Source organism: Streptomyces caeruleatus (assembly GCF_001514235.1).
In the GTDB taxonomy this organism is placed as follows: Bacteria; Actinomycetota; Actinomycetes; order Streptomycetales; family Streptomycetaceae; genus Streptomyces; species Streptomyces caeruleatus.
In genome coordinates this window covers 772,402-793,859 of the sequence record NZ_KQ948924.1, presented here as the reverse complement: position 1 = coordinate 793,859, position 21,458 = coordinate 772,402, and the positions used below count along the sequence as shown (strand labels likewise).

At 71.1% G+C, this 21,458-nt stretch carries 18 protein-coding genes; 9 read left to right on the top strand and 9 right to left on the bottom strand.

The annotated features are described in order from the left end of the window. Positions 1-135 precede the first annotated feature (135 nt). Positions 136-999: a LysR substrate-binding domain-containing protein gene (locus AQJ67_RS03455; RefSeq protein ID WP_062716449.1), complete on the bottom strand. Its 864-nt coding sequence runs from the start codon at positions 997-999 to the stop codon at positions 136-138. A 193-nt stretch (positions 1,000-1,192) separates the two neighbouring features. On the opposite strand from AQJ67_RS03455, the gene AQJ67_RS03450 reads away from it, so the two are divergent. After that, positions 1,193-2,248, top strand: coding sequence for a bile acid:sodium symporter family protein (locus AQJ67_RS03450; RefSeq protein ID WP_062716448.1), 1,056 nt, complete (start codon positions 1,193-1,195; stop codon positions 2,246-2,248). Here the strand turns inward: AQJ67_RS03450 and AQJ67_RS03445 are convergent. The 3 genes from AQJ67_RS03445 to AQJ67_RS03435 all read right to left on the bottom strand — a co-directional run bounded on the left by AQJ67_RS03445 (position 2,184) and on the right by AQJ67_RS03435 (position 6,369). After that, a complete protein-coding gene (locus AQJ67_RS03445; protein WP_062716447.1) occupies positions 2,184-3,419 on the bottom strand; it encodes a DUF4185 domain-containing protein in 1,236 nt (411 codons plus the stop codon). The two genes, AQJ67_RS03450 and AQJ67_RS03445, sit on opposite strands and share 65 nt — an antisense overlap. A gap of 19 nt (positions 3,420-3,438) precedes the next feature. Next, positions 3,439-5,319, bottom strand: a complete 1,881-nt coding sequence (locus tag AQJ67_RS03440) for a sialidase family protein (protein ID WP_062716446.1) — start codon at positions 5,317-5,319, stop codon at positions 3,439-3,441. Between the two features lie 132 nt (positions 5,320-5,451). After that, positions 5,452-6,369, bottom strand: a complete 918-nt coding sequence (locus AQJ67_RS03435) for a quinone oxidoreductase family protein (RefSeq protein ID WP_062716445.1) — start codon at positions 6,367-6,369, stop codon at positions 5,452-5,454. 99 nt (positions 6,370-6,468) lie between these two features. On the opposite strand from AQJ67_RS03435, the gene AQJ67_RS03430 reads away from it, so the two are divergent. Then, a complete protein-coding gene (locus AQJ67_RS03430; RefSeq protein WP_062716444.1) occupies positions 6,469-6,906 on the top strand; it encodes a MarR family winged helix-turn-helix transcriptional regulator in 438 nt (145 codons plus the stop codon). A gap of 134 nt (positions 6,907-7,040) precedes the next feature. On the opposite strand, the gene fdhD is transcribed toward AQJ67_RS03430, so the two are convergent. The 5 genes from fdhD to AQJ67_RS03405 are packed head-to-tail and all read right to left on the bottom strand — an operon-like array spanning position 7,041 to position 13,529. Next, positions 7,041-7,904: a formate dehydrogenase accessory sulfurtransferase FdhD gene (gene fdhD / locus AQJ67_RS03425; RefSeq protein WP_062716443.1), complete on the bottom strand. Its 864-nt coding sequence runs from the start codon at positions 7,902-7,904 to the stop codon at positions 7,041-7,043. A gap of 23 nt (positions 7,905-7,927) precedes the next feature. Next, positions 7,928-8,788: a 2Fe-2S iron-sulfur cluster-binding protein gene (locus AQJ67_RS03420; protein ID WP_062716442.1), complete on the bottom strand. Its 861-nt coding sequence runs from the start codon at positions 8,786-8,788 to the stop codon at positions 7,928-7,930. Continuing rightward, positions 8,785-10,608 carry an NAD(P)H-dependent oxidoreductase subunit E gene (locus AQJ67_RS03415; RefSeq protein ID WP_062716441.1) on the bottom strand — a complete coding sequence of 608 codons (1,824 nt, stop codon included), beginning with the start codon at positions 10,606-10,608 and terminating at the stop codon, positions 8,785-8,787. The genes AQJ67_RS03420 and AQJ67_RS03415 overlap by 4 nt, the downstream gene beginning before the upstream one ends. A gap of 6 nt (positions 10,609-10,614) precedes the next feature. Further along, positions 10,615-12,561 carry a molybdopterin oxidoreductase family protein gene (locus tag AQJ67_RS03410; RefSeq protein WP_062716440.1) on the bottom strand — a complete coding sequence of 649 codons (1,947 nt, stop codon included), beginning with the start codon at positions 12,559-12,561 and terminating at the stop codon, positions 10,615-10,617. Next, positions 12,558-13,529 carry a 2-dehydropantoate 2-reductase gene (locus AQJ67_RS03405; protein ID WP_062716439.1) on the bottom strand — a complete coding sequence of 324 codons (972 nt, stop codon included), beginning with the start codon at positions 13,527-13,529 and terminating at the stop codon, positions 12,558-12,560. The genes AQJ67_RS03410 and AQJ67_RS03405 overlap by 4 nt, the downstream gene beginning before the upstream one ends. A 251-nt stretch (positions 13,530-13,780) precedes the next feature. Between AQJ67_RS03405 and AQJ67_RS03400 the strand changes: the two genes are divergently transcribed. From AQJ67_RS03400 to AQJ67_RS03375, 7 genes are all read left to right on the top strand, one after another. Further along, positions 13,781-15,139: an OFA family MFS transporter gene (locus AQJ67_RS03400; RefSeq protein ID WP_062716438.1), complete on the top strand. Its 1,359-nt coding sequence runs from the start codon at positions 13,781-13,783 to the stop codon at positions 15,137-15,139. After that, entirely contained in the window at positions 15,120-15,254 is a 135-nt protein-coding gene (locus tag AQJ67_RS50125; RefSeq protein ID WP_273634024.1) for an MFS transporter small subunit, read from the top strand. The genes AQJ67_RS03400 and AQJ67_RS50125 overlap by 20 nt, the downstream gene beginning before the upstream one ends. Positions 15,255-15,414: 160 nt before the next feature. Continuing rightward, the gene (locus AQJ67_RS03395) at positions 15,415-16,353 is read left to right on the top strand and encodes a beta-ketoacyl-ACP synthase III (RefSeq protein ID WP_062716437.1); all 939 of its coding nucleotides are present in this window, start codon (positions 15,415-15,417) and stop codon (positions 16,351-16,353) included. A 172-nt stretch (positions 16,354-16,525) separates the two neighbouring features. After that, on the top strand, positions 16,526-17,203 hold the full coding sequence (locus tag AQJ67_RS03390) for a GntR family transcriptional regulator (protein WP_062716436.1): 678 nt from the start codon (positions 16,526-16,528) through the stop codon (positions 17,201-17,203). Between the two features lie 401 nt (positions 17,204-17,604). Further along, positions 17,605-18,786 (top strand): ROK family transcriptional regulator, encoded by a 1,182-nt coding sequence (locus AQJ67_RS03385; protein ID WP_062716435.1) that lies wholly within the window; start codon positions 17,605-17,607, stop codon positions 18,784-18,786. A gap of 131 nt (positions 18,787-18,917) precedes the next feature. Beyond that, complete coding sequence (locus AQJ67_RS03380; RefSeq protein WP_062716434.1) at positions 18,918-20,438, top strand: sugar ABC transporter ATP-binding protein; 1,521 nt, start codon at positions 18,918-18,920, stop codon at positions 20,436-20,438. Beyond that, positions 20,435-21,454, top strand: a complete 1,020-nt coding sequence (locus tag AQJ67_RS03375) for an ABC transporter permease (RefSeq protein WP_062716433.1) — start codon at positions 20,435-20,437, stop codon at positions 21,452-21,454. The genes AQJ67_RS03380 and AQJ67_RS03375 overlap by 4 nt, the downstream gene beginning before the upstream one ends. The last annotated feature ends 4 nt before the right edge of the window (positions 21,455-21,458 follow it).

Genomic DNA, 21,458 nt, shown 5'->3' with positions numbered 1-21,458 from the left:
AGCCAACCCAGGGGCGCGGGGCTGTATCGATGTGCGGCTCCGCCGCGTGGGCGCGACCAGCCACGATGGCGCCGCAGACGGCAGACGGCAGACGGCAGACGGCAGATCGGCATACCGCGGCACCCAGCGGAGCGCCTAGCGCCGGTGCAGCCGGTCGCCGCCCGCCAGGATCGCCGCCGCCAGCGCGTCCGCGGCCCCCTGTGCCGCCGTACGGCGTGCTCCGTGGACCAGCACGAAGTCGACCCGCCCCAGCTCCGGCAGCCCGGCCCGGTCCGGCACCCGCACGAGACCCGGCGGGATCAGGCCCCGCGAGTGCGCCATCACGCCGAGCCCCGCCCGCGCGGCGGCGATCAGCCCGTTGAGGCTGCCGCTGGTGCACACGATCCGCCACTCGCGCCCCTGCCGCTCCAGCGCCTCCAACGCCAGGGCCCTGGTGATGCCCGGTGGCGGATAGACGATCAACGGCACCGCACGCTCCGGCTCCAGGCGGAGCCGCTCCGCGCCGATCCACACCAGCCGGTCGTGCCAGACCAGCTCGCCGCGCGGTTCCTCCGGGCGTCGCTTGGCCAGCACCAGGTCCAGCTTTCCGGCCGCCAGCTGCTCGTGCAGCGTGCCCGAGAGCTCGACCGTCAGCTCCAGGTCGACCTCGGGGTGGTCGTAGCGGAAGCCCTCCAGGATCTCCGGCAGCCGGGTCAGCACGAAGTCCTCGGACGCGCCGAACCGGAGCCGGCCGCGCAGCCGGGTGCCGGTGAAGAACGCCGACGCCTGCTCGTGCACCTCCATGATGCGGCGGGCGAAACCGAGCATCGCCTCACCGTCCTCGGTCAGCTCCACGGAGTGGGTGTCCCGGGAGAACAGCGGCCGCCCGGTGGCGTCCTCCAGCCGCCGTACGTGCTGGCTGACGGTCGACTGGCGCAGGCCGAGGCGGCGGGCGGCCTGCGTGAAGCTCAGGGTCTGCGCCACCGCCAGGAACGTACGCAGATGCGAGGGGTCGTACACGCGTCCCAGGCTACCTGTGGTTATCGCGGAACGTGATGACAGTCAGAGTGGTATGCCGGATTCCCGATCGCTGGCCGCCGGAGGACGATGGAGAGGGCACGTCCGTGCCGGGAACCCGAAGTTCAGCGAACGACAGCCGAGTACGACAGCGAAGTAGTGGAGCACAGTGAAACGCCTGCAATGGCCGCGTTGGATGCCGATCGACCCGTACATCCTGCTGCTGCTCGGGACCGTGGGCCTCGCGGCTCTCCTCCCGGCGCGCGGGGCGGCCTCCGACGTGGCGTCCGGTGCCTCCACGGCCGCCATCGCCTTCCTCTTCTTCCTCTACGGCGCCCGGCTGTCCACCCGGGAGGCGTTGGACGGGCTGAAGCACTGGCGGCTCCATGTCACCGTCCTGGCCTGCACGTTCGTCGTCTTCCCGCTCCTTGGCCTCGCCGCCCGCGGCCTGGTCCCGGTGCTGCTGACCCACCCCCTCTACCAGGGCCTGCTCTTCCTCACCCTCGTCCCGTCGACCATCCAGTCGTCGATCGCCTTCACCTCGATGGCCCGCGGCAACGTGCCCGCCGCGATCTGCGCCGGCTCCTTCTCCTCGCTCGTCGGCATCGTCCTCACCCCGCTCCTCGCGGCGGCCGTGCTCGGCAGCAGCGCGGGCGGCTTCTCCGCCGACTCGGTGGTCGAGATCGTGCTGCAGCTGCTGGTGCCGTTCGTCGCCGGGCAGCTGCTGCGGCGCTGGATCGGAGGCTTCGTCGCCCGGCACAAGAAGGTCCTCGGGCTCGTCGACCGCGGCTCGATCCTGCTGGTCGTCTACACCGCGTTCAGCGAGGGCATGGTCCAGGGCATCTGGCACCAGGTGAGCCCGGCCCGGCTGGCCGGACTGATGGCCGTCGAAGTCGTGCTGCTGGCCGTGATGCTGGCCCTGACCTGGTACGGCGCCAAGGCGCTGCGCTTCAACCGCGAGGACCGCATCGCGATCCAGTTCGCCGGCTCGAAGAAGTCCCTCGCCTCCGGGCTGCCCATGGCCAGCGTCCTGTTCGGCGCGCACGCCTCGCTGGCCGTGCTGCCGCTGATGCTCTTCCACCAGATGCAGCTGATGGTCTGCGCGGTCATCGCCAAGCGCCGGGCCCAGGACGCCGACATCGATACGGACACCGATACGGACACCGATGCCGACGCCGCCGAGGCGGTCACCGCGTCGGCGCCACCCGAAGCGTCACGAACCGCGGTCGGTACAGGGACACGTTCCTGCTGAGCTGCGCCGCGGCGCCTGTCGTCTCCAGCCAGTTGACGTCGTAGCTCAGCACGAGCCGCCCGTCGACGCTCAGTTCGGGATGCGTCTGCGGGTTGTAGGCGGCGACCTGGCCGCCCGGCGGCAGCGCCGGGCTGAAGTCCCTCGTCGGCCCGTGCCACGGGCCGACGGGGGAGCAGGCCCAGTACGACGTCACGGTCGTCAGCCCCTCGGTCCCGGCGGCCATCGTGAACAGCACATACGTACCCCGCACCCGCGCCACCGAGAACGCGCTGCCCACCCCCTTGCGCCGCCCGTCCCCGAGCACCGCACCAGGCCGGGCCCCAGGCCCCGCCCACCGCGAGCCGTCCCAGTACCGCCAGGCCCCCGGCTCGGCGAGCCTGCCCTCGGGCACGCGCGCGACGTACGCCCGCGAGGCCGGCCGGGACGCGGCCTGACCGTCGTCGCCCCCGAAGACGTACGTCCAGCCGCCCTCCTCCACCAGCGTCGTCCCGAACAGCACACGCCGCGACGGATCCGGCACCAGCTGCTGGTCGAGCACCTTGACGACCGACTCGACCCGCAGCTCGGGCAGCGAGAGCGTGGCGACCTCCGTGGCGGTGGGCACCCCGTAGATCCACGGCGCCTGCCCTGCCGTACGCACCCACAACAGCACCCGTACGACCTGCTCGTCCGCACCGGGGGAGCGGGGCTCGACGCGGGCCGCGACCGGCCAGCGCCACTGGTTCGGAACCGGGTCGGGGAACAGGGGAGCGGCGAGCGTGCGCTCCAGGCGTCCGTCACGCATGACGACCGCCGCGTTGCGGACCAGGGGAGCGGCCGTGTCCCGCCAGGTCGAGGACTCGCCGTAGGGGTTGGGCGGGGCGTGCACCTGGCCGAGGTAGGTGTCCGAGAACAGCCACAGCAGCCGGCCGTCCGGCAGCCGCACCGAGTGCGTGCCGTCGCCGCCGGTCCAGTCGTCGGTGCGGGACGGGTCGTCGCCGTACCGGGCGAACTCACCGGTCAGGTCGCCGTCCGCCGACCAGGCCGCCACCGAGTGCGGCCGGCACGCGGCACCGCCCTCCCGTTCGCCGTCGTCCGGGAGGGCGGTGAGCAGTACCGCCGCGAGAACCAGGGCCAGCAGGAGGCCGAGCCCGGTTCCCGTGCGCTGTCGTGCTCGTGCGTCGTCGGGCACGCCTGGGACGTTAGTGGTCTCAGCCCACCTGGTCCATGGGCAGCCACAGGACGGTGTCCGACGTGGCCGAACCCTTACGGGCTCCGACCCGCGTCGCCGCGCCGAGCTCCGTGTCGCCGAGCGCCCGGTTCCACACCCGGACGTCGTCGATCGCGCCGGTCAGGAAGGCCCGGCTGTCCATGCGCTGCCCGACGTGCACGCCGAACGGCGAGTTCCGGCTGACCGAACCGGCCACGTCCGTGGTGCTGATGGCCCTGCCGTTCAGGAACAGCGTCAGCTGTCCGCCGCCGCGCCGCAGTGCGAGGTGGTGCCACTCGCCGTCGTTGTGGGCGCCCCCGGCCCACACGGACGAGGTGCGCACCGTCCCGAACCCCTCCCGGGTGGTGATCAGGGCCCGCACCCGGTCGTTGTCGGGCTCACCGCGCAGCCACACCTGGGGCTGGGTGGAGCCGATCCCGCCCATCCACAGGAACGGCTGCTCACCGGAGGCGGCGGAGTACCGGAAGAACAGCGAAACCGTGAACTCCCGCGTCCCCAGCGGCAGTCGGGACCGGTACGGCAGACGTACGGCGTCGTCGTCGCCGTCGAACTCCACGGCCCGGCCCAGCACACCGTCCGTCACCCGGGCGCCCCCGAGGACGGTCGCCCGGGGCGCGCCCGCGGCGAGGTCGGCGGTGGTCGGGTCGGGGCCACGACGCGGCCCGAGCCAGTCCTCGGTGAAGCGGGCGAAGCGGATCTCGTCCCGCGCGTCCACGGCGCCGCCCTCGTACATCAGGCCGACCGTGGACGCGTCGACGCCGACCATGTCGGAGTAGCCCGACCAGTCCGTGCTGACGACCTTGCCGCGGTCCACGCTGTCCCAGGTGGTGCCGCCGTTCCAGGAGGACCGGATCATCATGGTCCGGCGGCGGTCGGGATCGCCGGGCGCGGACAGCAGAAGCCGGTTGCCCAGGCGGAGCGTGGCGCCCTGCACTTGGGGCGTGTAGAGGTCCGGGAGGTCCTTGAACGGCCCGGTGAAGCTGTCGCCGCCGTCCCGGCTGTACGTCTGGGAGCGATGCCCGAGGTCGGTGCCGTCCTGTTCCCGCCCGCTGATGAGGATCGTGCCGTCCGCCCGCTCGGTGAGGGTCACCTCGGACGGCTTCTGCCGGAAGGTGCGGTCGGCGGCGGAGATGGCCCACGAGTCGGTGGCACCGATCCGCCAGCTGTCGCCGCCGTCGTCGCTGACGATGAGCGCGGCGTGGTTGTTGGTGACCCGACTTCCGTCCCAGGTCTCGGTGTTGACGCCGAAGACCAGCCGCCCGGCGTGCTTGCCCCTGGTGAGCTGGATGCCGTGGACGGGGCCGGTGGCGTACCAGGAGTTCCAGGCCGCGGGCAGTATCTGGTCGCTCAGATCGCGGGGCTCGGACCAGGTCGCACCGTCGTCGTCGCTGTACTGAAGATAGGGGGTGCGCTCACACGGCACCGAGCAACTGCCGCTGTCCGTACGGCCTTTGTTGTACGTCTCCGCCAGCAGGATCCGCCCGGTCTCACGGTCCACGATCGGCGCCGGGTTGCCGTGCGTGTCGCCGTCGCCCTCGTTGACGACCTGGAGCGGCCCCCAGGTGCGGCCGCCGTCCGTCGACCGCTTGAGCACGAGGTCGATGTCGGCGGCGTCCCCGCAGTTGAGCACCCGCCCCTCGGCGAACGCCAGCAATGTGCCGGCCTTGGTCTTCACGATCGCCGGGATACGGAAGCAGGCGTACCCGGGATCCTGGTCGGCCCGGAAGAGGACCTGCTGCTCGAACGGGGGTGTTGTGGTGGCCGGTTGGGAATCGGCCGGAACCGATGTCGCGGCCGTCGCCGTGAGGGCGACGGCCGCGACGAGGGCAGCTCTGAGACGTGCGCGAACTCTTGACGGCATGGTGCGGCCCGCCCTTCATCGTCTGGTCATGTGTCCAGGCATCCGAACATCCGGACATCCCACGTCCAAGGTGCGCATCACAGACGTTAGTTGGGCTATCGCACACATCACAAGAACCGTGCACGTGTCACCTCACGGATGGAGTACTACTTTCCCCCGGTTGGCCCGCGCCTCGATGGCCGCGTGCGCCGCAGCGGCCTCCTCCAACGCGAACACTCCGTGCACGGCGGGCGTCAGAACCCCCTCGGTGAAGAGCTTCCACAGCTCCTGCCGCCACCGCTCGTACAACTCGGGCTCCTCCCGGGCGATCCGCGCCATCTGGAACCCGACGACGGACTTCGCGCCCACCAGAAGGTCGTACGCCCGGATGGTCCCGCCGCCCGAGCTGTACGCCACGAGCCGCCCGCCCGGGACGAGTGCGGCGAGGGCCGGGGTGAGCAGGTCGCCGCCGACGGCATCGAGGACGTAGTCGACGGGAGCTCCCCAGTCGTCGTCCGCGTAGACCACCACCTCGTCGGCGCCGAGGCCGAGCACGAAGTCCGCCTTGGCCGGATCGGACACGGCGCCGACGACCCGCCCGGCACCCCGCGCCCGCGCGAGCCGCACGGCGAGCTGCCCCACGCCGCTCGCCGCCGCGGTGACCAGGGCCGCCTCGCCGGGCTCGGGCCGGGCGGCCTCCAGCGCGCCGAGCGCGACCAGGCCGCTGCGGACGAGGGCCACGGCATCGGTGGCGGTGGCCTGGTCGGGGATCGGGGAGGTCATCGCCTCGTGCAGGAGGGCGTATTCGGCGTACCCGTGTCCGAAGCACAGCCCGGTCACGCGGTCGCCAGTGCCGAAGCGGGAGACTCCGGCGCCCACGGCCACGACCCGCCCCGCGATCTCGCCGCCCAGCGGCACGGGCTCGGCGGCCTCGGTGACCTTGCGGACGACGGGGAGCGTCACACCGATCGCCTCGCAGCGGACGAGGAGCTCACCGGGGCCGGGTTCGGGGACGGGGACCTCCTCCACGAACAGGGGGCCGCCGGTGGACTCGTAGCGGACGCGGCGCATCGCGCCTCCAGAAGTCATTGGGGCTACCAACGGTTTGGACACGCTGACGCTATCGCCACTTCGTTGGGGAGTCCAATGACTTCTCGATAGGGTGGGCCCATGTCCGAAGCCCCGCTCCCCGCGATCCGCTCCCTCCCCAGCTGGCTGCTCGGCCGCGCGGCCGCCCGCGGCCGTTCCCTGGTGGCCGAGGCCCTCGCCGCGGAGGGCATGAAGATGTGGCACCACGTGGTCCTCTCCGCGGTCCGCGACCTGGCCCCCGTCGCACAGGCCGACCTCGGCCGCAGCGTCCAGCTCGACCCGAAGGACCTGGTCGGGATCCTCAACGACCTCCAGACCCGGGCACTCGTACTGCGCCGGCCGGACCCGAACGACCGCCGCAAGAACGCGGTCTCCCTCACGGACGAGGGCGCCCGCCTCCTGACACGCTGCGAGAAGGCCGCCCGCGAGGCCAACGACGCACTCCTCGCTCCGCTCTCGACGGCCGAACGCGACCGATTCATGGACCTGTTGATCCGGATTTCCGGTACGCGGAGCTGACGACGGCCGCGACCTGGCTCTCCCCAGCCGCGGCCCCGTACGCGCCGACAACAGAAAACAGCGGGGCCCCTGCAGGCGCAGGGGGCGCTCCCCGCCGTTCAGGGCCCCGCCGGCGTGCCGCGGGGGAACCGGCCTCAGCCCTGGGCGGCCGCGGCCCGCAGGGCGATGCGGTCCTCACCCGCGTACACGTTCATGGAGCTGCCCCGCAGGAAGCCCACCAGCGTCAGCCCCGTCTCCGCGGCCAGGTCCACCGCGAGGGACGAGGGCGCGGAGACGGCCGCGAGCACCGGAATGCTCGCCATCACGGCCTTCTGGGCGAGCTCGAAGCTGGCGCGTCCCGAGACCAGCAGAACGGTGCGGGACAGCGGCAGATCGCCGTTCTGCAACGCACGGCCGACCAGTTTGTCGACCGCGTTGTGCCGGCCGACGTCCTCCCGTATGTCCAGCAGTTCGCCGTCCTCGGTGAACAGGGCCGCCGCGTGCAGACCCCCGGTCCGGTCGAAGACCCGCTGGGCCGCGCGCAGCCGGTCGGGGAGGCTCGCGAGCAGGTCGGGGTCGAGCCGGACCGGGGGAGCGATGCCGCCGTGGGTGTCGTCGACGGGCCAGCGGGCGGTCGTCCGTACGGCGTCCAGGGACGCCTTGCCGCACAGCCCGCAGGACGAGGTCGTGTAGACGTTGCGTTCGAGGGTGATGTCGGGGATCACCACTCCCGGCGCGGTCCGCACGTCGACCACGTTGTACGTGTTCGAGCCGTCCACCGTGGCGCCCGCGCAGTACACGATGTTCTGCAGGTCGCCCTGCTCGGCGAGGACGCCCTCGCTCACCAGGAACCCGGCGGCGAGCGCGAAGTCGTCGCCGGGTGTGCGCATGGTGATCGCCAGCGGTTTTCCGTTGAGGCGGATCTCCAGGGGTTCCTCGGCGACGAGCGTGTCCGGGCGGGTGGAGACCACCCCGTCCCGGATCCGGATCACCTTGCGTCGTTCCGTGACTCGTCCCATGTTCCCGTCCCCACCAGTCCTGATCAGTCCCGGTTCTGTACGTGCTGGTAGCCGAAGCGGCCCTTGATGCACAGGTTGCCGTGGGTCACCGGGTTGTCGTGCGGCGAGGTGACCTTCACGATCTCATTGTCCTGCACGTGCAGGGTGAGATTGCAGCCCACACCGCAGTACGCGCACACCGTGGTCGTCTCCGTCTGCGCCGACTCGTCCCAGGTACCCGCCGCCCGCATGTCGAACTCGGACTTGAAGGACAGCGCCCCGGTCGGGCAGACCTCGATGCAGTTCCCGCAGTACACGCACGCGGAGTCGGTCAGCGGGGCGTCGTGCTCCACGGCGATCCGGGCGTCGAAGCCCCGCCCGGCGACGGAGATCGCGAAGCTGTTCTGCCACTGGTCGCCGCAGGCGTCGACGCACTTGTAGCAGAGGATGCACTTGTCGTAGTCGCGCACGTACAGCTCGTTGTCGATCTTCGGCTCCTCGTTGAGCCGCGCCGCCTCCGGACCGAACCGGTCCGGTTTCGCCTCGTACTCCTTGATCCACCCGGCGACCCGCGGGGTCGTCGACAGGTCGACCGACGAGGCGAGCAGCTCAAGGACGATCTTGCGACTGTGCCGGGCGCGTTCGGTGCCGGTCCTCACCTCCATTCCGGCCTCGGCCTTGCGCGAGCAGGCCGGGACGAGCGTCCGCGAACCCTCGACCTCGACGACACACACGCGGCAGGCGTTCTTGGGCCGCAGCGTGTCCCCCTCGCACAGGGTCGGGATGTCCTTCCCGGCCGCCCGGCAGGCGTCGAGGATCGTCGAGCCCTCGGTCGTGCGCACGGGCTCCCCGTCCAGGGTGAACTCCAGCAGCCGGCGCGGGATCCCCAGCGGTACCACGGTCATTCGTACGCCCCCAGACGGTCGATGGCGGATTCCACGGCGTTCCACGCGGTCTGCCCGAGACCGCAGATCGAGGCGTCCCGCATCGCGCGGCCGACCTCCCTGAGCAGGGCGATGTCGTCGGAGGCCGCCGCACCCGTGCGCTCCACGATCCGGTGCAGTGCCTCCTCCTGCCGTACGGTCCCGACCCGGCACGGCACGCACTGCCCGCACGACTCGTCCCGGAAGAACTCGGCGATCCGCAGCAGCAGCCGGGGCAGCGGAACGGTGTCGTCGAAGGCCATGACCACACCCGAGCCGAGGGTCGTGCCCGCCTCCCGTGTGCCCTCGAAGGTGAGCGGGATGTCCAGCTCGTCGGGCCGTACGAAGCCGCCGGCCGCGCCGCCCAGCAGCACCGCCCGCAGCCCGTCCCGTACGCCCGCCAGCTCCAGCAGCTCACCGAGCGTCGCGCCGAAGGGCAGTTCGTAGATACCGGGCCGCGCCACGCTCCCGGACACGCAGAACAGCTTCGGCCCGGTGGACTTCGCCGTACCGATCGCCGCGTAGGCCGGGGCGCCCATCGTCAGGACGGGCAGCACATTGACCAGCGTCTCGACGTTGTTCGCCACCGTCGGCTTGCCGAACAGCCCCTTCTCCACCGGGAACGGCGGCTTGGAGCGGGGCTCGCCCCGGTAGCCCTCGATGGAGTTGAACAGAGCCGTCTCCTCACCGCAGATGTACGCCCCCGCGCCTCGCCGGATCTCGATGTCGAAGGCGTAGCCCTGCCCGAGGACGTCTTCCCCGAGCAGCCCACGCGCGCGTGCCTGTGCGAGGGCGTGCTCCAGACGCGTCAGCGCCCTCGGGTACTCGCCGCGCAGGTACAGGTATCCCTTGTGCGCGCCGGTCGCGTACGCCGCGATCGTCATCGCCTCGACCAGCGCGTACGGGTCGCCCTCCATGAGCACGCGGTCCTTGAAGGTGCCCGGCTCGGATTCGTCGGCGTTGCAGACGACGTAGTGCGGGTGGTCGGGCTGCGACGCCGTGGCCTGCCATTTGCGGCCGGTGGGGAAGGCGGCGCCGCCACGTCCGACCAGGCCGGAGTCGGTGACCTCGCGGATGACTCCGGCGGGACCGAGCTCGAAGGCCCGGCGCAGTGCGGTGTAGCCGCCGTGGGCGCGGTAGTCGTCCAGCGACGACGGGTCGACGACTCCGACGCGCCGCAGCAGGACCAGGTCGTCGCTTCCCGCCTGCGGTACCGCCATCGCGGCCGGCGGCTCCTCCGGCGCCGAGTCGGGTGCGCTCGCGGCGAGTACGGCGTCGTGCACGGTCGTCGGCGCCGAGACCGCCGTACGCACCGGATCCCCGGCCTTGATCGCGAGCGCCGCCGGGGCGCGTTCGCACAGGCCCAGGCAGGGACTGCGCTCTACCGAAACACCGCTGCCCAGGCCGAGCCGTGCCTCGATCCCGGCGCACAGTTCGCTCGCTCCGGCGGCCGCGCACGCGAGGTCCGTGCAGACGTGGAGCACGGTCGAGGGGCGTGGCTTGACGGAGAACATGGCGTAGAAGGTGGCGACGCCGTACGCCTCCGCCGGCGGCACCGTCAGCCGCCGGCACAGGTAGTCGAGGGCGCCCTCGCTGATCCAGCCGATCCGGTCGTTGATGGCGTGCAGCCCCGGCAACAGCAGGTCGCGGCGGTCCCGGGCCTCGCGGCCGCCCCTGGCCCACCTGAGGTCCGCGTCGGAACGGTCGGCGCCCTCCCAGGACGACTCGGGCGGGCCGAGCAGGGCGTCGACGGCGGCCCGTTCGTCGTCCGTCGGTTTGCTGTCACCGAAGTGCAGGTCCACTTGACGTCACCTCACGATGGTCGCGACGGGGAGCTTCTCGATCCGGATCGCCGACGCCTTGAACTCGGCCGTGCCCGCGATCGGGCAGTTCGCCTCGATCGTCAGCTGGTTGGTGTCCACCTCGTCGGGAAAGTGCATGGTCATGAAGGCCAGCCCGGGCCGCAGCGCGGTGTCCACCCACACCGGTGCGACGACCGAGCCGCGCCGCGAGGTCACCTGGACCTCCTCGCCGACGACGACCCCGTACCGCTCGGCGTCCTCCGGGCACAGCTCGACGAACTCGCCGCGCCGCAGCGGGGAGGCGAAACTGCCGCTCTGCACCCCGGTGTTGTAGGAGTCGAGCCGCCTGCCGGTGGTGAGCCGGATCGGGTACTCCTCGTCGGTGAGATCGACCGGCGGATCGTGCTGGACCAGCCCGAACGGCGCCGCCATACCGCGCTCGGCCGGGTCCTTCTCCCACAACCGGCCGTGCAGATACGTCGGTTCGAGCTGTTCGGTGCTCGGGCACGGCCACTGGATGCCCTGGTGCTCCTCCAGGCGTTCGTACGTCATCCCGTAGTGGTCCGGCGAGACCGACCTGAGCTCGTTCCACACGGCCTCGGCGTCGGCGTACTTCCAGTCGTGGCCGAGCCGCGCCGCCAGCTCGCAGATGATGTCGATGTCCTCGCGCGCCTCACCGGGCGGGGTGACCGCGCGCCGCACCCGCTGCACGCGCCGCTCGCTGTTGGTGGTGGTGCCGTCGGTCTCGGCCCACCCGGCGGTCGCGGGGAGGACGACGTCCGCGAGCTGGGCCGTCTTCGTCAGGAAGATGTCCTGGACGACGAGGAAGTCCAGCTGCCGCATCCGCCGTACGGCCTGCTCGCTGTCCGCCTCGGACTGCGCCGGGTTCTCGCCGATGCAGTAGACGGCCTTGAGCGCGCCCTCCTCCATCGCCTCGAACATCTCCGTGAGGTTGAGGCCGTAGTGGGGCTGGATGACGGTGTCCCAGGCCGACTCGAACTTCAGCCGGGTGCCGGGGTCGAGGATGTCCTGGAAGCCGGGCAGGCGGTTGGGGATGGCGCCCATGTCGCCGCCGCCCTGCACGTTGTTCTGCCCGCGCAGGGGTTGCAGCCCGCTGCCGTAGCGCCCGACATGTCCCGTCAGCAGGGAGAGGTTGATCAGCGCGCGGACGTTGTCGGTGCCGTTGTGGTGCTCGGTGATGCCGAGGGTCCAGCACAACTGGGCGCGCTCGGCGCGGGCGTAGGCGTGCGCCAACTCCCTTATGGCGGCGGCCGGGACTCCCGTCACCTTCTCGGCGAGGGACAGTGTCCAGGGCTCGACGAGCGCCTTGTAGTCCTCGTAGCCGCTGGTCGCCCGCTCGATGAACGCCTCGTTGGCGAGGCCCGCGTGGATGATCTCGCGGCCGATCGCGTGCGCCATCGGGATGTCGGTGCCGACGTTCAGTCCCATCCAGCTCTCCGCCCACTCGGCGGTGGAGGTGCGGCGCGGGTCGACGGCGTACATCCGGGCGCCGTTGTGGATGCCTTTCAGCACGTGCTGGAAGAAGATCGGGTGCGCGAAGCGGGCGTTGGAGCCCCACATCACGATGACGTCGGTGTGCTCGATCTCCTCGTAGGAGGAGGTGCCGCCGCCCGAGCCGAAGGCCGCGGAGAGACCCGCGACGCTCGGGGCGTGACACGTCCGGTTGCACGAGTCGACGTTGTTGGTGCCCATGACGACCCGGGCGAACTTCTGCGCCACGTAGTTCATCTCGTTGGTGGCGCGGGCGCAGGAGAACATGCCGAAGGCGTCCCGGTTGCGGGCCAGCCCCTCGGCCGCGCGGTTCAGGGCCTCCTCCCAGCTCGCCTGCCGGAAGGGCTCGTCTCGTGAGTCCCGGACGAGGGGGTGGGTGAGCCGGGTGTAGGTCTTCGGGGTCCGGTCGCGTTTCCTCGTGCGGCGTTCGTCAGAGTTCATGCGGCGCTCCTCAGCGCGAGCAGGTCCGAGATGGCGTGCACGGTGCGCAGGGTGGGCACCTCCACGCCGGTGATCTCCGCCAACTCGACGACCGCCGCGAGGAGTACGTCGAGTTCGAGCGGCTTGCCGCGCTCCAGGTCCTGGAGCGTGGAGGTGCGGTGGTCGCCGACGCGTTCGGCGCCCGCGAGGCGGCGCTCGATGGAGACGCCGACCTCGCAGCCGAGGGCCTCGGCGACGGCGAGCGTCTCGGTCATCATGGTCTCGATGACCTTGCGGGTGCCGCCGTGCAGACACATCTGCCGCATGGTGGCGCGGGCCAGCGCGCTGATCGGGTTGAAGGAGATGTTGCCGAGCAGTTTGAGCCAGATGTCGTTGCGCAGGTCCGGCTCCACCGGGCACTTCAGGCCGCCGGCCACCATGGCCTCGCTGAGCGCGAGACAGCGCCGGGAGACGCTGCGGTCGGGCTCGCCGACGGAGAACCGGGTCCCTTCCAAGTGCCGTACGACACCGGGGTCTTCGAGTTCGGTGGCGGCGTAGACCACGCAGCCGACGGCCCGTTCGGGCGCGAGCACCGCACTGACCGCGCCGTCGGGGTCCACGCTCTCGACGCGGTGGCCGTCGTGGGGGCCGCCGTGCCGGTGGAAGTACCACCAGGGGATGCCGTTCTGGGCGGCCACGACGGCCGTGCCGTCGTGCAGAAGGGGCTCGATGAGCGGCCCGCACGCCGCGTACGAGTTGGCCTTCAGACCGAGGAAGACATAGTCGACCGGCCCGACTTCGGCCGGGTCGTCGGTCGCGTGCGCGCGGGCGGTGAAGTCGCCGCGCGGACTGAGCACCCGCACCCCGTGCTGCCTCATGGCCGCGAGATGCGGTCCACGGGCGATGAGGTGCACGTCGGCGCCGGCGCGATGCAGCGCCGCTCCGACGTAGGCGCCGATCGCACCGGCGCCGAGGACTGCAACTTTCACTTCGGAACGCTCCGTTCGGTCGAGGGAGTACCGCGGAGGTGGCTGGGAAGTAGTGTCCGATCCGGTCGAATCTCGTCGACTGAATATTGTCTACAGTATGGATAGGGGGTCAGCAAGGGGTCGCGCACGGCGTTCGGGGAAGGCTTTTCCGGACAGTGTTCGACCGTTCGTCGCGCCCGGCATACCGCTCACCGCATACGGTCGACGCGCCGACTTCTCAAGTTCCCGCTCGCTCCCTACCGTTCGGGATCATGAGTCCACCGGTCGCACCCCCGGGCTGGAGCCGCTGGCTGGTTCCCCCCGCCGCGCTCTCCGTCCATCTCTCCATCGGCCAGGCCTACGCCTGGAGCGTGTTCAAGCCGCCGCTCGAATCCGCCCTCGGCCTGAGCGGCACGCAGAGCGCGCTGCCGTTCCAGCTCGGCATCGTCATGCTCGGTCTGTCGGCCGCGTTCGGCGGCACGCTGGTGGAGCGCAACGGGCCGCGGTGGGCCATGACGGTCGCCCTCATCTGCTTCTCGTCCGGCTTCCTGCTCTCCGCGCTGGGTGCCGCCACCGAGCAGTACTGGCTGATCGTCCTCGGCTACGGCTTCGTCGGCGGCATCGGCCTCGGCATCGGCTACATCTCGCCGGTCTCCACGCTCATCAAGTGGTTCCCCGACCGGCCGGGCATGGCCACCGGCATCGCCATCATGGGCTTCGGCGGCGGCGCGCTCATCGCCTCGCCCTGGTCGGCCCAGATGCTGGAGTCGTTCGGCAGCGACAGCTCCGGGATCGCGCTGGCGTTCCTCGTGCACGGGCTGTCGTACGCCGTCTTCATGCTGCTCGGTGTGCTGCTGGTCCGCGTGCCGCGCACCGAGAAGCCGGTCGGCGGTGACGGGCCCAGCGCCTTGGACGGACCGCAGGTGTCCGCGCGCAACGCCGTGCGCACGCCGCAGTTCTGGTGCCTGTGGGTCGTCCTCTGCATGAACGTGACCGCGGGCATCGGCATCCTGGAGAAGGCCGCGCCGATGATCACGGACTTCTTCGCGAACACCTCCACACCGGTGTCGGTCTCGGCCGCCGCCGGCTTCGTCGCGCTGCTGTCCGCCGCCAACATGGCCGGCCGCATCGGCTGGTCATCGACCTCCGACCTGATCGGGCGCAAGAACATCTACCGCCTCTACCTGGGCGCGGGCGCCCTGATGTACGGCCTGATCGCGCTGGCCGGCGACTCCTCGAAGCCGCTGTTCATCCTGTGCGCGCTGGTGATCCTCTCCTTCTACGGCGGCGGCTTCGCGACGATCCCCGCCTATCTGAAGGACCTCTTCGGCACCTACCAGGTCGGCGCCATCCACGGACGGCTGCTCACCGCCTGGTCCACGGCCGGTGTCCTCGGGCCGCTGATCGTGAACTGGATCGCCGACCGGCAGGAGGAGGCGGGCAAGGACGGCGCGTCCCTCTACACCATGTCCCTGTTCATCATGATCGGGCTGCTCGCCGTCGGCTTCGTCGCCAACGAACTCGTCCGGCCCGTCGACCCGCGCCATCACGTCCCCGTTCCGGCGTCGCAGGAGGAGCCGACGGATCAGTCGAAGGAGAAGGAGGCCGCCGATGTCCAGCAGCAGCAGTAGCGGTCCGCCGAGCCGCCGGGGTCTGATCGCCTTCGCCTGGGTATGGGTGGGGGTGCCGCTCGCGTACGGGCTCTACGAACTCGTACAGAAGGCGACGCAGCTGTTCACCGGGTAGGTGCGGGGTAGGTGTTCGGAAAGTGTTCGGGCGTCCGAGGGTCTGAGGGAAGCTGACAACGTGGGCGCCCGTTTCCTGTGGCATCACTTGCACCCGTACCCGTGAGTCACTGATCAGACTGGTGAATCCCGCTACCCAAGGCCCGAGGGGATCACCAACGATGAACGGCTCGCGCATCGCCGCAGTCGGCCACTATCAGCCCGCCAAGGTACTCACCAACGAGGACCTGGCGGGCATGGTCAACACCAGTGACGAGTGGATCACATCCCGGGTGGGCATCCGTACGCGCCACATCGCCGGGCCCGACGAGCCGGTCGACGAGCTCGCCGCGCACGCCGCCGCGAAGGCACTCGCCGCCGCGGGGCTCGCGCCCGGCGACATCGACCTGGTCCTGGTCGCCACCTCCACCGCGATCGACCGCTCCCCGAACATGGCGGCCCGGGTCGCGGCCCGCATCGGCATCCCCTCGCCCGCCGCGATGGACGTCAACGTCGTCTGCGCCGGTTTCACCCACGCGCTGGCCACCGCCGACCACGCTGTCCGGGCGGGGGCCGCGTCCCGGGCGCTGGTGATCGGCGCCGACAAGATGTCCGACGTGACCGACTGGAGCGACCGCACGACCTGTGTGCTGGTCGGCGACGGGGCCGGCGCGGCCGTCGTGGAAGCCTCCGAGGAGGGCGGTATCGGTCCGGTGCTGTGGGGCTCGGTGCCCGAGATGGGGCACGCGGTGCGCATCGAGGGACAGCCGGCACGGTTCGCCCAGGAGGGGCAGAGCGTCTACCGCTGGGCGACGACACAGCTGCCCGCCATCGCCCGCCGGGCCTGCGAGCGGGCCGGTCTCGCCCCCGAGGACCTCGCCGGGGTCGTCCTGCACCAGGCCAACCTGCGCATCATCGAACCCCTCGCGCTCAAGCTCGGCGCCGTCAACGCCGTCGTCGCGCGCGATGTCTCCGAGTCCGGGAACACCTCGGCCGCGAGCATCCCGCTGGCCTTCTCCAAGCTCGTGGAGCAGGGGCGGATCTCGTCCGGGGACCCGGTGCTGCTGTTCGGGTTCGGCGGGAACCTGTCGTACGCCGGGCAGGTCGTGCGCTGCCCCTGACGCCGCTGCCGCGGGCCTCCGGTGGTCGCTGACGCGGGTGTGACGTGGCCAACTCCTCGGTCCCCTGGCCTTTGTGCGCCGTAGACTGTAGACGAAAGACAATCAATACTGGCTTTCCGTGACGGTCGGCTACCGGATGCAGTCGCCCGGCCTTCGCCCAGGAGGGGGACCGATGTTGTCGACAGGACTGCCGCAGGGTGCGGTGCCCAAGCTCGAACGGCCCGGCCCGCTGCGCGACCGTGTCTACGAGGCGCTGCTCGAACTCATCACGACCCGTGCCCTCCAGCCGGGCCAGCACCTGGTCGAGAGCGAACTGGCAGGTCACCTCGGCGTGTCCCGGCAGCCGGTGCGCGAGGCGCTCCAGCGGCTGAACACCGAGGGCTGGGTCGATCTGCGGCCCGCGCAGGGCGCGTTCGTGCACGAGCCGACGGAGGAGGAGGCCGACCAGCTCCTCACCGTCCGTACGCTGTTGGAGGCCGAGGCCGCCAGACTCGCCGCCGCCCACGCCGACAAGGCCGGCATCGCGGCCCTGGAGGAGCTGTGCGCGGAGGGCGAGAAGGCCGTGGCCGCCGATGACGTGGACACCGCCGTCGCCCTCAACGCCCGCTTCCACGCGAAGATCATGGACCTCGCGGGCAACACCGTCCTCGCCGAACTGGCCGCCCAGGTCGACCGCCGCGTCCGCTGGTACTACACGCCCGTGGCCCGCCAGCGCGGCCAGCAGTCCTGGATCGAACACCGGGGCATGATCGCCGCGATCACCGCCCGGGACGAGCAGCGCGCCACCGAGCTGATGCGGGAACACACGGAGCACACGCGACGGTCGTATCACGCGCGGGCCAAGTCCTGAGCTGCGCCGCGGTGTTCAGGACCGCGGCGGCAGCACGAACCGTCTGACGAGGATCCCCTGAGCCGTCCGCGTTCCCCCCAGTACTCCTGTCGGCAGCACTCCTGTCGGCGGAGAAAGCATGGCCAACCATGGCCCGATTGCGCCCCGTTGGCGCACATGGGCGATCAGCCGCGGCGTCGGACTCACCCCTCGCGCACTCTTTGCGCATCCTTGCGCATCCTTGCGAAGCCCTCGCGCCCTCTCCTTTGTCCTGTGAGTGGAGAAAGTTGACGGCAATCTGTGCGCAAGTTCTTCCCAGTCCCGGCAGGCGCTGCTACGTTCCCCTCGAAAGCAGGCCACCCCGGGTGGCCGAAACCCGGCGCGCACAGGCCGAATGAGGCGGGGAGGGGCTCGTGAGACGTATGACCGCGCGACCCGCGAACGCCCATCAGGCACGACTGCTCAAGCTGCTGCGCGACGGCGGACCCAACTCCCGGGCCCAGCTGGGCGATCAGATCGACCTCTCACGGTCCAAGCTGGCCGTGGAGGTGGACCGGCTGCTGGAGACGGGCCTGGTCGTGGCCGACGGACTCGCCGCCTCCCGCGGTGGCCGCCGCTCCCACAACGTCCGGCTCAACCCCGGGCTGCGCTTCCTCGGCGTCGACATCGGCGCGACCTCGGTCGACGTCGCCGTCACCAACGCCGAACTGGAGATCCTCGGCCATCTCAACCAGCCCATGGACGTACGCGAGGGGCCCGTCGCGGTTTTCGAGCAAGTCCTGTCCATGGCCGCGAAGTTGAGGGTCTCCGGGCTCGCGGAGGGTTTCGACGGCGCCGGCATCGGCGTCCCGGGACCGGTCCGCTTCCCCGAGGGCGTGCCGGTGGCCCCGCCGATCATGCCGGGCTGGGACGGCTTCCCCGTGCGGGAGGCGCTCAGCCAGGAGCTGGGCTGCCCGGTCATGGTCGACAACGACGTGAACCTCATGGCGATGGGGGAGCAGCACGCGGGCGTCGCACGCTCCGTGGGCGACTTCCTCTGCGTCAAGATCGGCACCGGCATCGGCTGCGGCATCGTCGCGGGCGGTGACGTCCACCGTGGGGTCACGGGCAGCGCGGGCGACATCGGGCACATCCAGGCCGTGCCGGACGGCCGCCCCTGCGCCTGCGGCAACCGGGGCTGCCTTGAGGCGCACTTCAGCGGGGCGGCCCTCGCCCGGGACGCCGTGGAAGCGGCCCAGCAGGGGCTCACTGTCGAGTTGGCCTCGCGGCTTGAGGCGAACGGCACCCTGACCGCCGTCGACGTCGCGGCCGCGGCCGCCGCCGGTGACGCCACCGCGCTCGACCTGATCCGCGAGGGCGGCAACCGCGTCGGCCAGGTCATCGCCGGACTCGTCAGTTTCTTCAACCCCGGCCTGGTGGTGATCGGTGGCGGGGTGACCGGCCTCGGCCACAACCTCCTCGCCGCGATCCGCACCCAGGTCTACCGCCAGTCGCTGCCCCTGGCGACCGGCAACCTCCCCATCGTCCTGGGCGAGCTGGGCCCCACCGCCGGCGTCATCGGCGCGGCCCGGCTCATCAGCGACCACCTGTTCTCACCCGCGTAAGCCACCCACCCCGTACGGCTCACCGGCACCACACCTCGCACCTCGCTCCGCCCTGCATCGCTCCGCCCTGCATCGCTCTGTCCTGCCTCGCCCTGCCCTGAACCGGCCCGCACGCCCGCCAAGGGGACCTCATGGCACCAGTACCACCGCTGCTCAGCATGAACGGCATCACCAAGTCGTTCCCCGGAGTCCGCGCCCTCGACGGCGTCGACCTCGACGTCCAGGCCGGTGAAGTGCACTGCCTGCTCGGCCAGAACGGCGCCGGCAAGTCCACCCTCATCAAGGTCCTGGCCGGCGCCCACCAGCCCGACACCGGCACCATCCGCTGGCGCGGCGAGGGGGTCACCCTCCGCTCGCCGATCGCCGCGATGCGCCTCGGCATCGCCACCATCTACCAGGAACTCGACCTGGTCGAGCACCTGTCGGTGGCCGAGAACGTCCACCTCGGCCATGAACCCACGGCCGCCGGTTTCGTCGTACGTGGAAAGGTGGCCCGAGCATCAACAACCCAGTTGCTCAAGCGACTTGGGCATCCGGAGATCGACCCGGCCAGGCTGGTCGGGGACCTGTCGGCGGCCCAGCAGCAGATCGTTTCGATGGCCCGGGCGCTCTCCCACGACGTACGGCTGATCGTGATGGACGAGCCGTCCGCCGCCCTCGACCCGGACGAGGTCGACAACCTCTTCCGCATCGTCGGCGACCTCACCTCCGCCGGAGTCGCCGTCGTCTATATCTCGCACCGGCTGGAGGAGATCCGCCGGATCGGCGACCGGGTGACCGTGCTGAAGGACGGGCGGGCCGTGGCGGGCGGGCTTCCGGCGAAGACGACGCCGACACGGGACGTCGTGGCGATGATGACGGGGCGCAACGTCGAGTACGTGTTCCCCGAGCGGCCGCCGAAGGACGCGACGGGCGGCGAGCCGCTGCTGGAGGTGCGGGGACTCGCCCGGCACGGGGAGTTCGAGCCCCTCGACCTGACCGTGCGGCCCGGGGAGATCGTGGGGCTCGCGGGACTGGTCGGCTCGGGGCGCTCCGAGATCCTGGAGACGATCTACGGGGCCAGGAAGCCGAGCGCCGGTCAAGTCCTCGTGGACGGACGGCCGTTGAAGCCGGGCAGCGTACGGGCCGCCGTGCGCGCCGGACTCGGGCTCGCCCCCGAGGAACGCAAGGCGCAGGCGCTGCTGATGCTGGAGTCCGTCACCCGCAACGTCTCCGTCTCCTCCATGTCCCGCTTCTCCCGCGGCGGCTGGATCGACCGCGCCGCGGAACTGGGCGCCGCGCGGGCCGCGACCCGTGAGCTGTCGCTGCGGCCCGACAACCCCTCGGTGCCCGTGCGCACCCTCTCCGGCGGCAACCAGCAAAAGGCCGTCCTGGCCCGCTGGCTGCTGCGCGGCTGCCGCGTCCTGCTGCTCGACGAACCCACCCGCGGCGTCGACGTCGGCGCCCGCGCCGAGCTGTACGCGGTCGTGCGCCGACTGGCCGACGAAGGCCTCGCCGTGCTGCTGGTCTCCAGTGAAGTGCCCGAAGTCCTCGGCCTCGCCGACCGCGTCCTGGTCCTGCGCGAAGGCCGCGTCGTCCACACCGCACCGGCCCGCGAACTCGACGAACACCGCGTACTCGACCTCGTCATGGAAGGAAGCCCGGCGTCATGACGCAGCACGCCTCCCCGCCCCGGGACAGCACCGGCAAGGTGCCGTCCGCCGGAGCGGCGCCCGCCTGGCGGGGCCTGATGGCCCGCGCCGACGTGCGCACCCTCTCCCTGCTCGGCGTCCTCGCCGCGCTGATCCTCATCGGCGGCATCACCAAGCCGGACGAGTTTCTGGACACCCGCAACCTCCAACTCGTCCTCACCCAGGGCTCCGTGATCGGCGTCGTCACCGTCGGCATGACCTTCGTCATCACCTCCGGCGGCATCGACCTGTCCGTCGGCGCGATCGTCGCGCTCGCCTCGGTGTGGGCGACGACCGTCGCGACCCAGGAGTACGGATTCGCCGGCATCCTCTTCACGGCGGTGATCGTCGGCGTGGCGTGCGGGCTGGTCAACGGAGTGCTGATCGCGTACGGCGCGATGGTCCCGTTCATCGCCACGCTCGCCATGCTGGCCTCCGCGCGCGGACTCGCCCTCCAGATCACGGACGGCAAGACGCAGATCGTCACCATCCCCTCCGTGCTGGACCTCGGCGAGCGCGACGCGTACGTGCTCGGCATTCCGCCGCTGGTCATGGTGTTCGCGGTCGTGACGATCATCGGCTGGCTGATCCTCAACCGCACGACCTTCGGACGCCGCACGGTCGCCGTCGGCGGCAACGCGGAGGCGGCCCGGCTCGCCGGCATCGACGTCCGACGCCAGCGGCTCTACCTCTATCTGCTGTCCGGACTGTGCTGCGGCATCGCCGCCTTCATGCTGATCATCCTGTCCGGCTCCGGCCAGAACACCAACGGCAACCTCTACGAACTCGACGCCATCGCGGCCGCGATCATCGGCGGCACGCTGCTCAGCGGGGGTCGCGGCACCATCACCGGCTCAGTGCTCGGCGTCCTGATCTTCACCACGATCACCAACATCTTCGCCCTGAACAACCTGCAGAGCGACGTCCAGCAGATCGCCAAGGGCGCGATCATCGTCGCCGCCGTGCTGGTCCAGCGCCGTACCGCGAGCACGACCTGAGGAA

Bases quoted from the DNA above. Each gene is read 5' to 3' on its own strand.
- AQJ67_RS03380 (WP_062716434.1), top strand. From the start codon at position 18,918: ATGGCACCAGTACCACCGCTGCTCAGCATGAACGGCATCACCAAGTCG.
- AQJ67_RS03390 (WP_062716436.1), top strand. From the start codon at position 16,526: ATGTTGTCGACAGGACTGCCGCAGGGTGCGGTGCCCAAGCTCGAACGG.
- AQJ67_RS03375 (WP_062716433.1), top strand. From the start codon at position 20,435: ATGACGCAGCACGCCTCCCCGCCCCGGGACAGCACCGGCAAGGTGCCG.
- AQJ67_RS03435 (WP_062716445.1), bottom strand. From the start codon at position 6,369: ATGCGCCGCGTCCGCTACGAGTCCACCGGCGGCCCCCTGTTCGTGGAG.
- AQJ67_RS03430 (WP_062716444.1), top strand. From the start codon at position 6,469: ATGTCCGAAGCCCCGCTCCCCGCGATCCGCTCCCTCCCCAGCTGGCTG.
- fdhD (WP_062716443.1), bottom strand. From the start codon at position 7,904: ATGGGACGAGTCACGGAACGACGCAAGGTGATCCGGATCCGGGACGGG.
- AQJ67_RS03400 (WP_062716438.1), top strand. From the start codon at position 13,781: ATGAGTCCACCGGTCGCACCCCCGGGCTGGAGCCGCTGGCTGGTTCCC.
- AQJ67_RS03410 (WP_062716440.1), bottom strand. From the start codon at position 12,561: ATGAACTCTGACGAACGCCGCACGAGGAAACGCGACCGGACCCCGAAG.
- AQJ67_RS03450 (WP_062716448.1), top strand. From the start codon at position 1,193: ATGCCGATCGACCCGTACATCCTGCTGCTGCTCGGGACCGTGGGCCTC.
- AQJ67_RS50125 (WP_273634024.1), top strand. From the start codon at position 15,120: ATGTCCAGCAGCAGCAGTAGCGGTCCGCCGAGCCGCCGGGGTCTGATC.
- AQJ67_RS03420 (WP_062716442.1), bottom strand. From the start codon at position 8,788: ATGACCGTGGTACCGCTGGGGATCCCGCGCCGGCTGCTGGAGTTCACC.
- AQJ67_RS03440 (WP_062716446.1), bottom strand. From the start codon at position 5,319: ATGCCGTCAAGAGTTCGCGCACGTCTCAGAGCTGCCCTCGTCGCGGCC.
- AQJ67_RS03385 (WP_062716435.1), top strand. From the start codon at position 17,605: ATGACCGCGCGACCCGCGAACGCCCATCAGGCACGACTGCTCAAGCTG.
- AQJ67_RS03395 (WP_062716437.1), top strand. From the start codon at position 15,415: ATGAACGGCTCGCGCATCGCCGCAGTCGGCCACTATCAGCCCGCCAAG.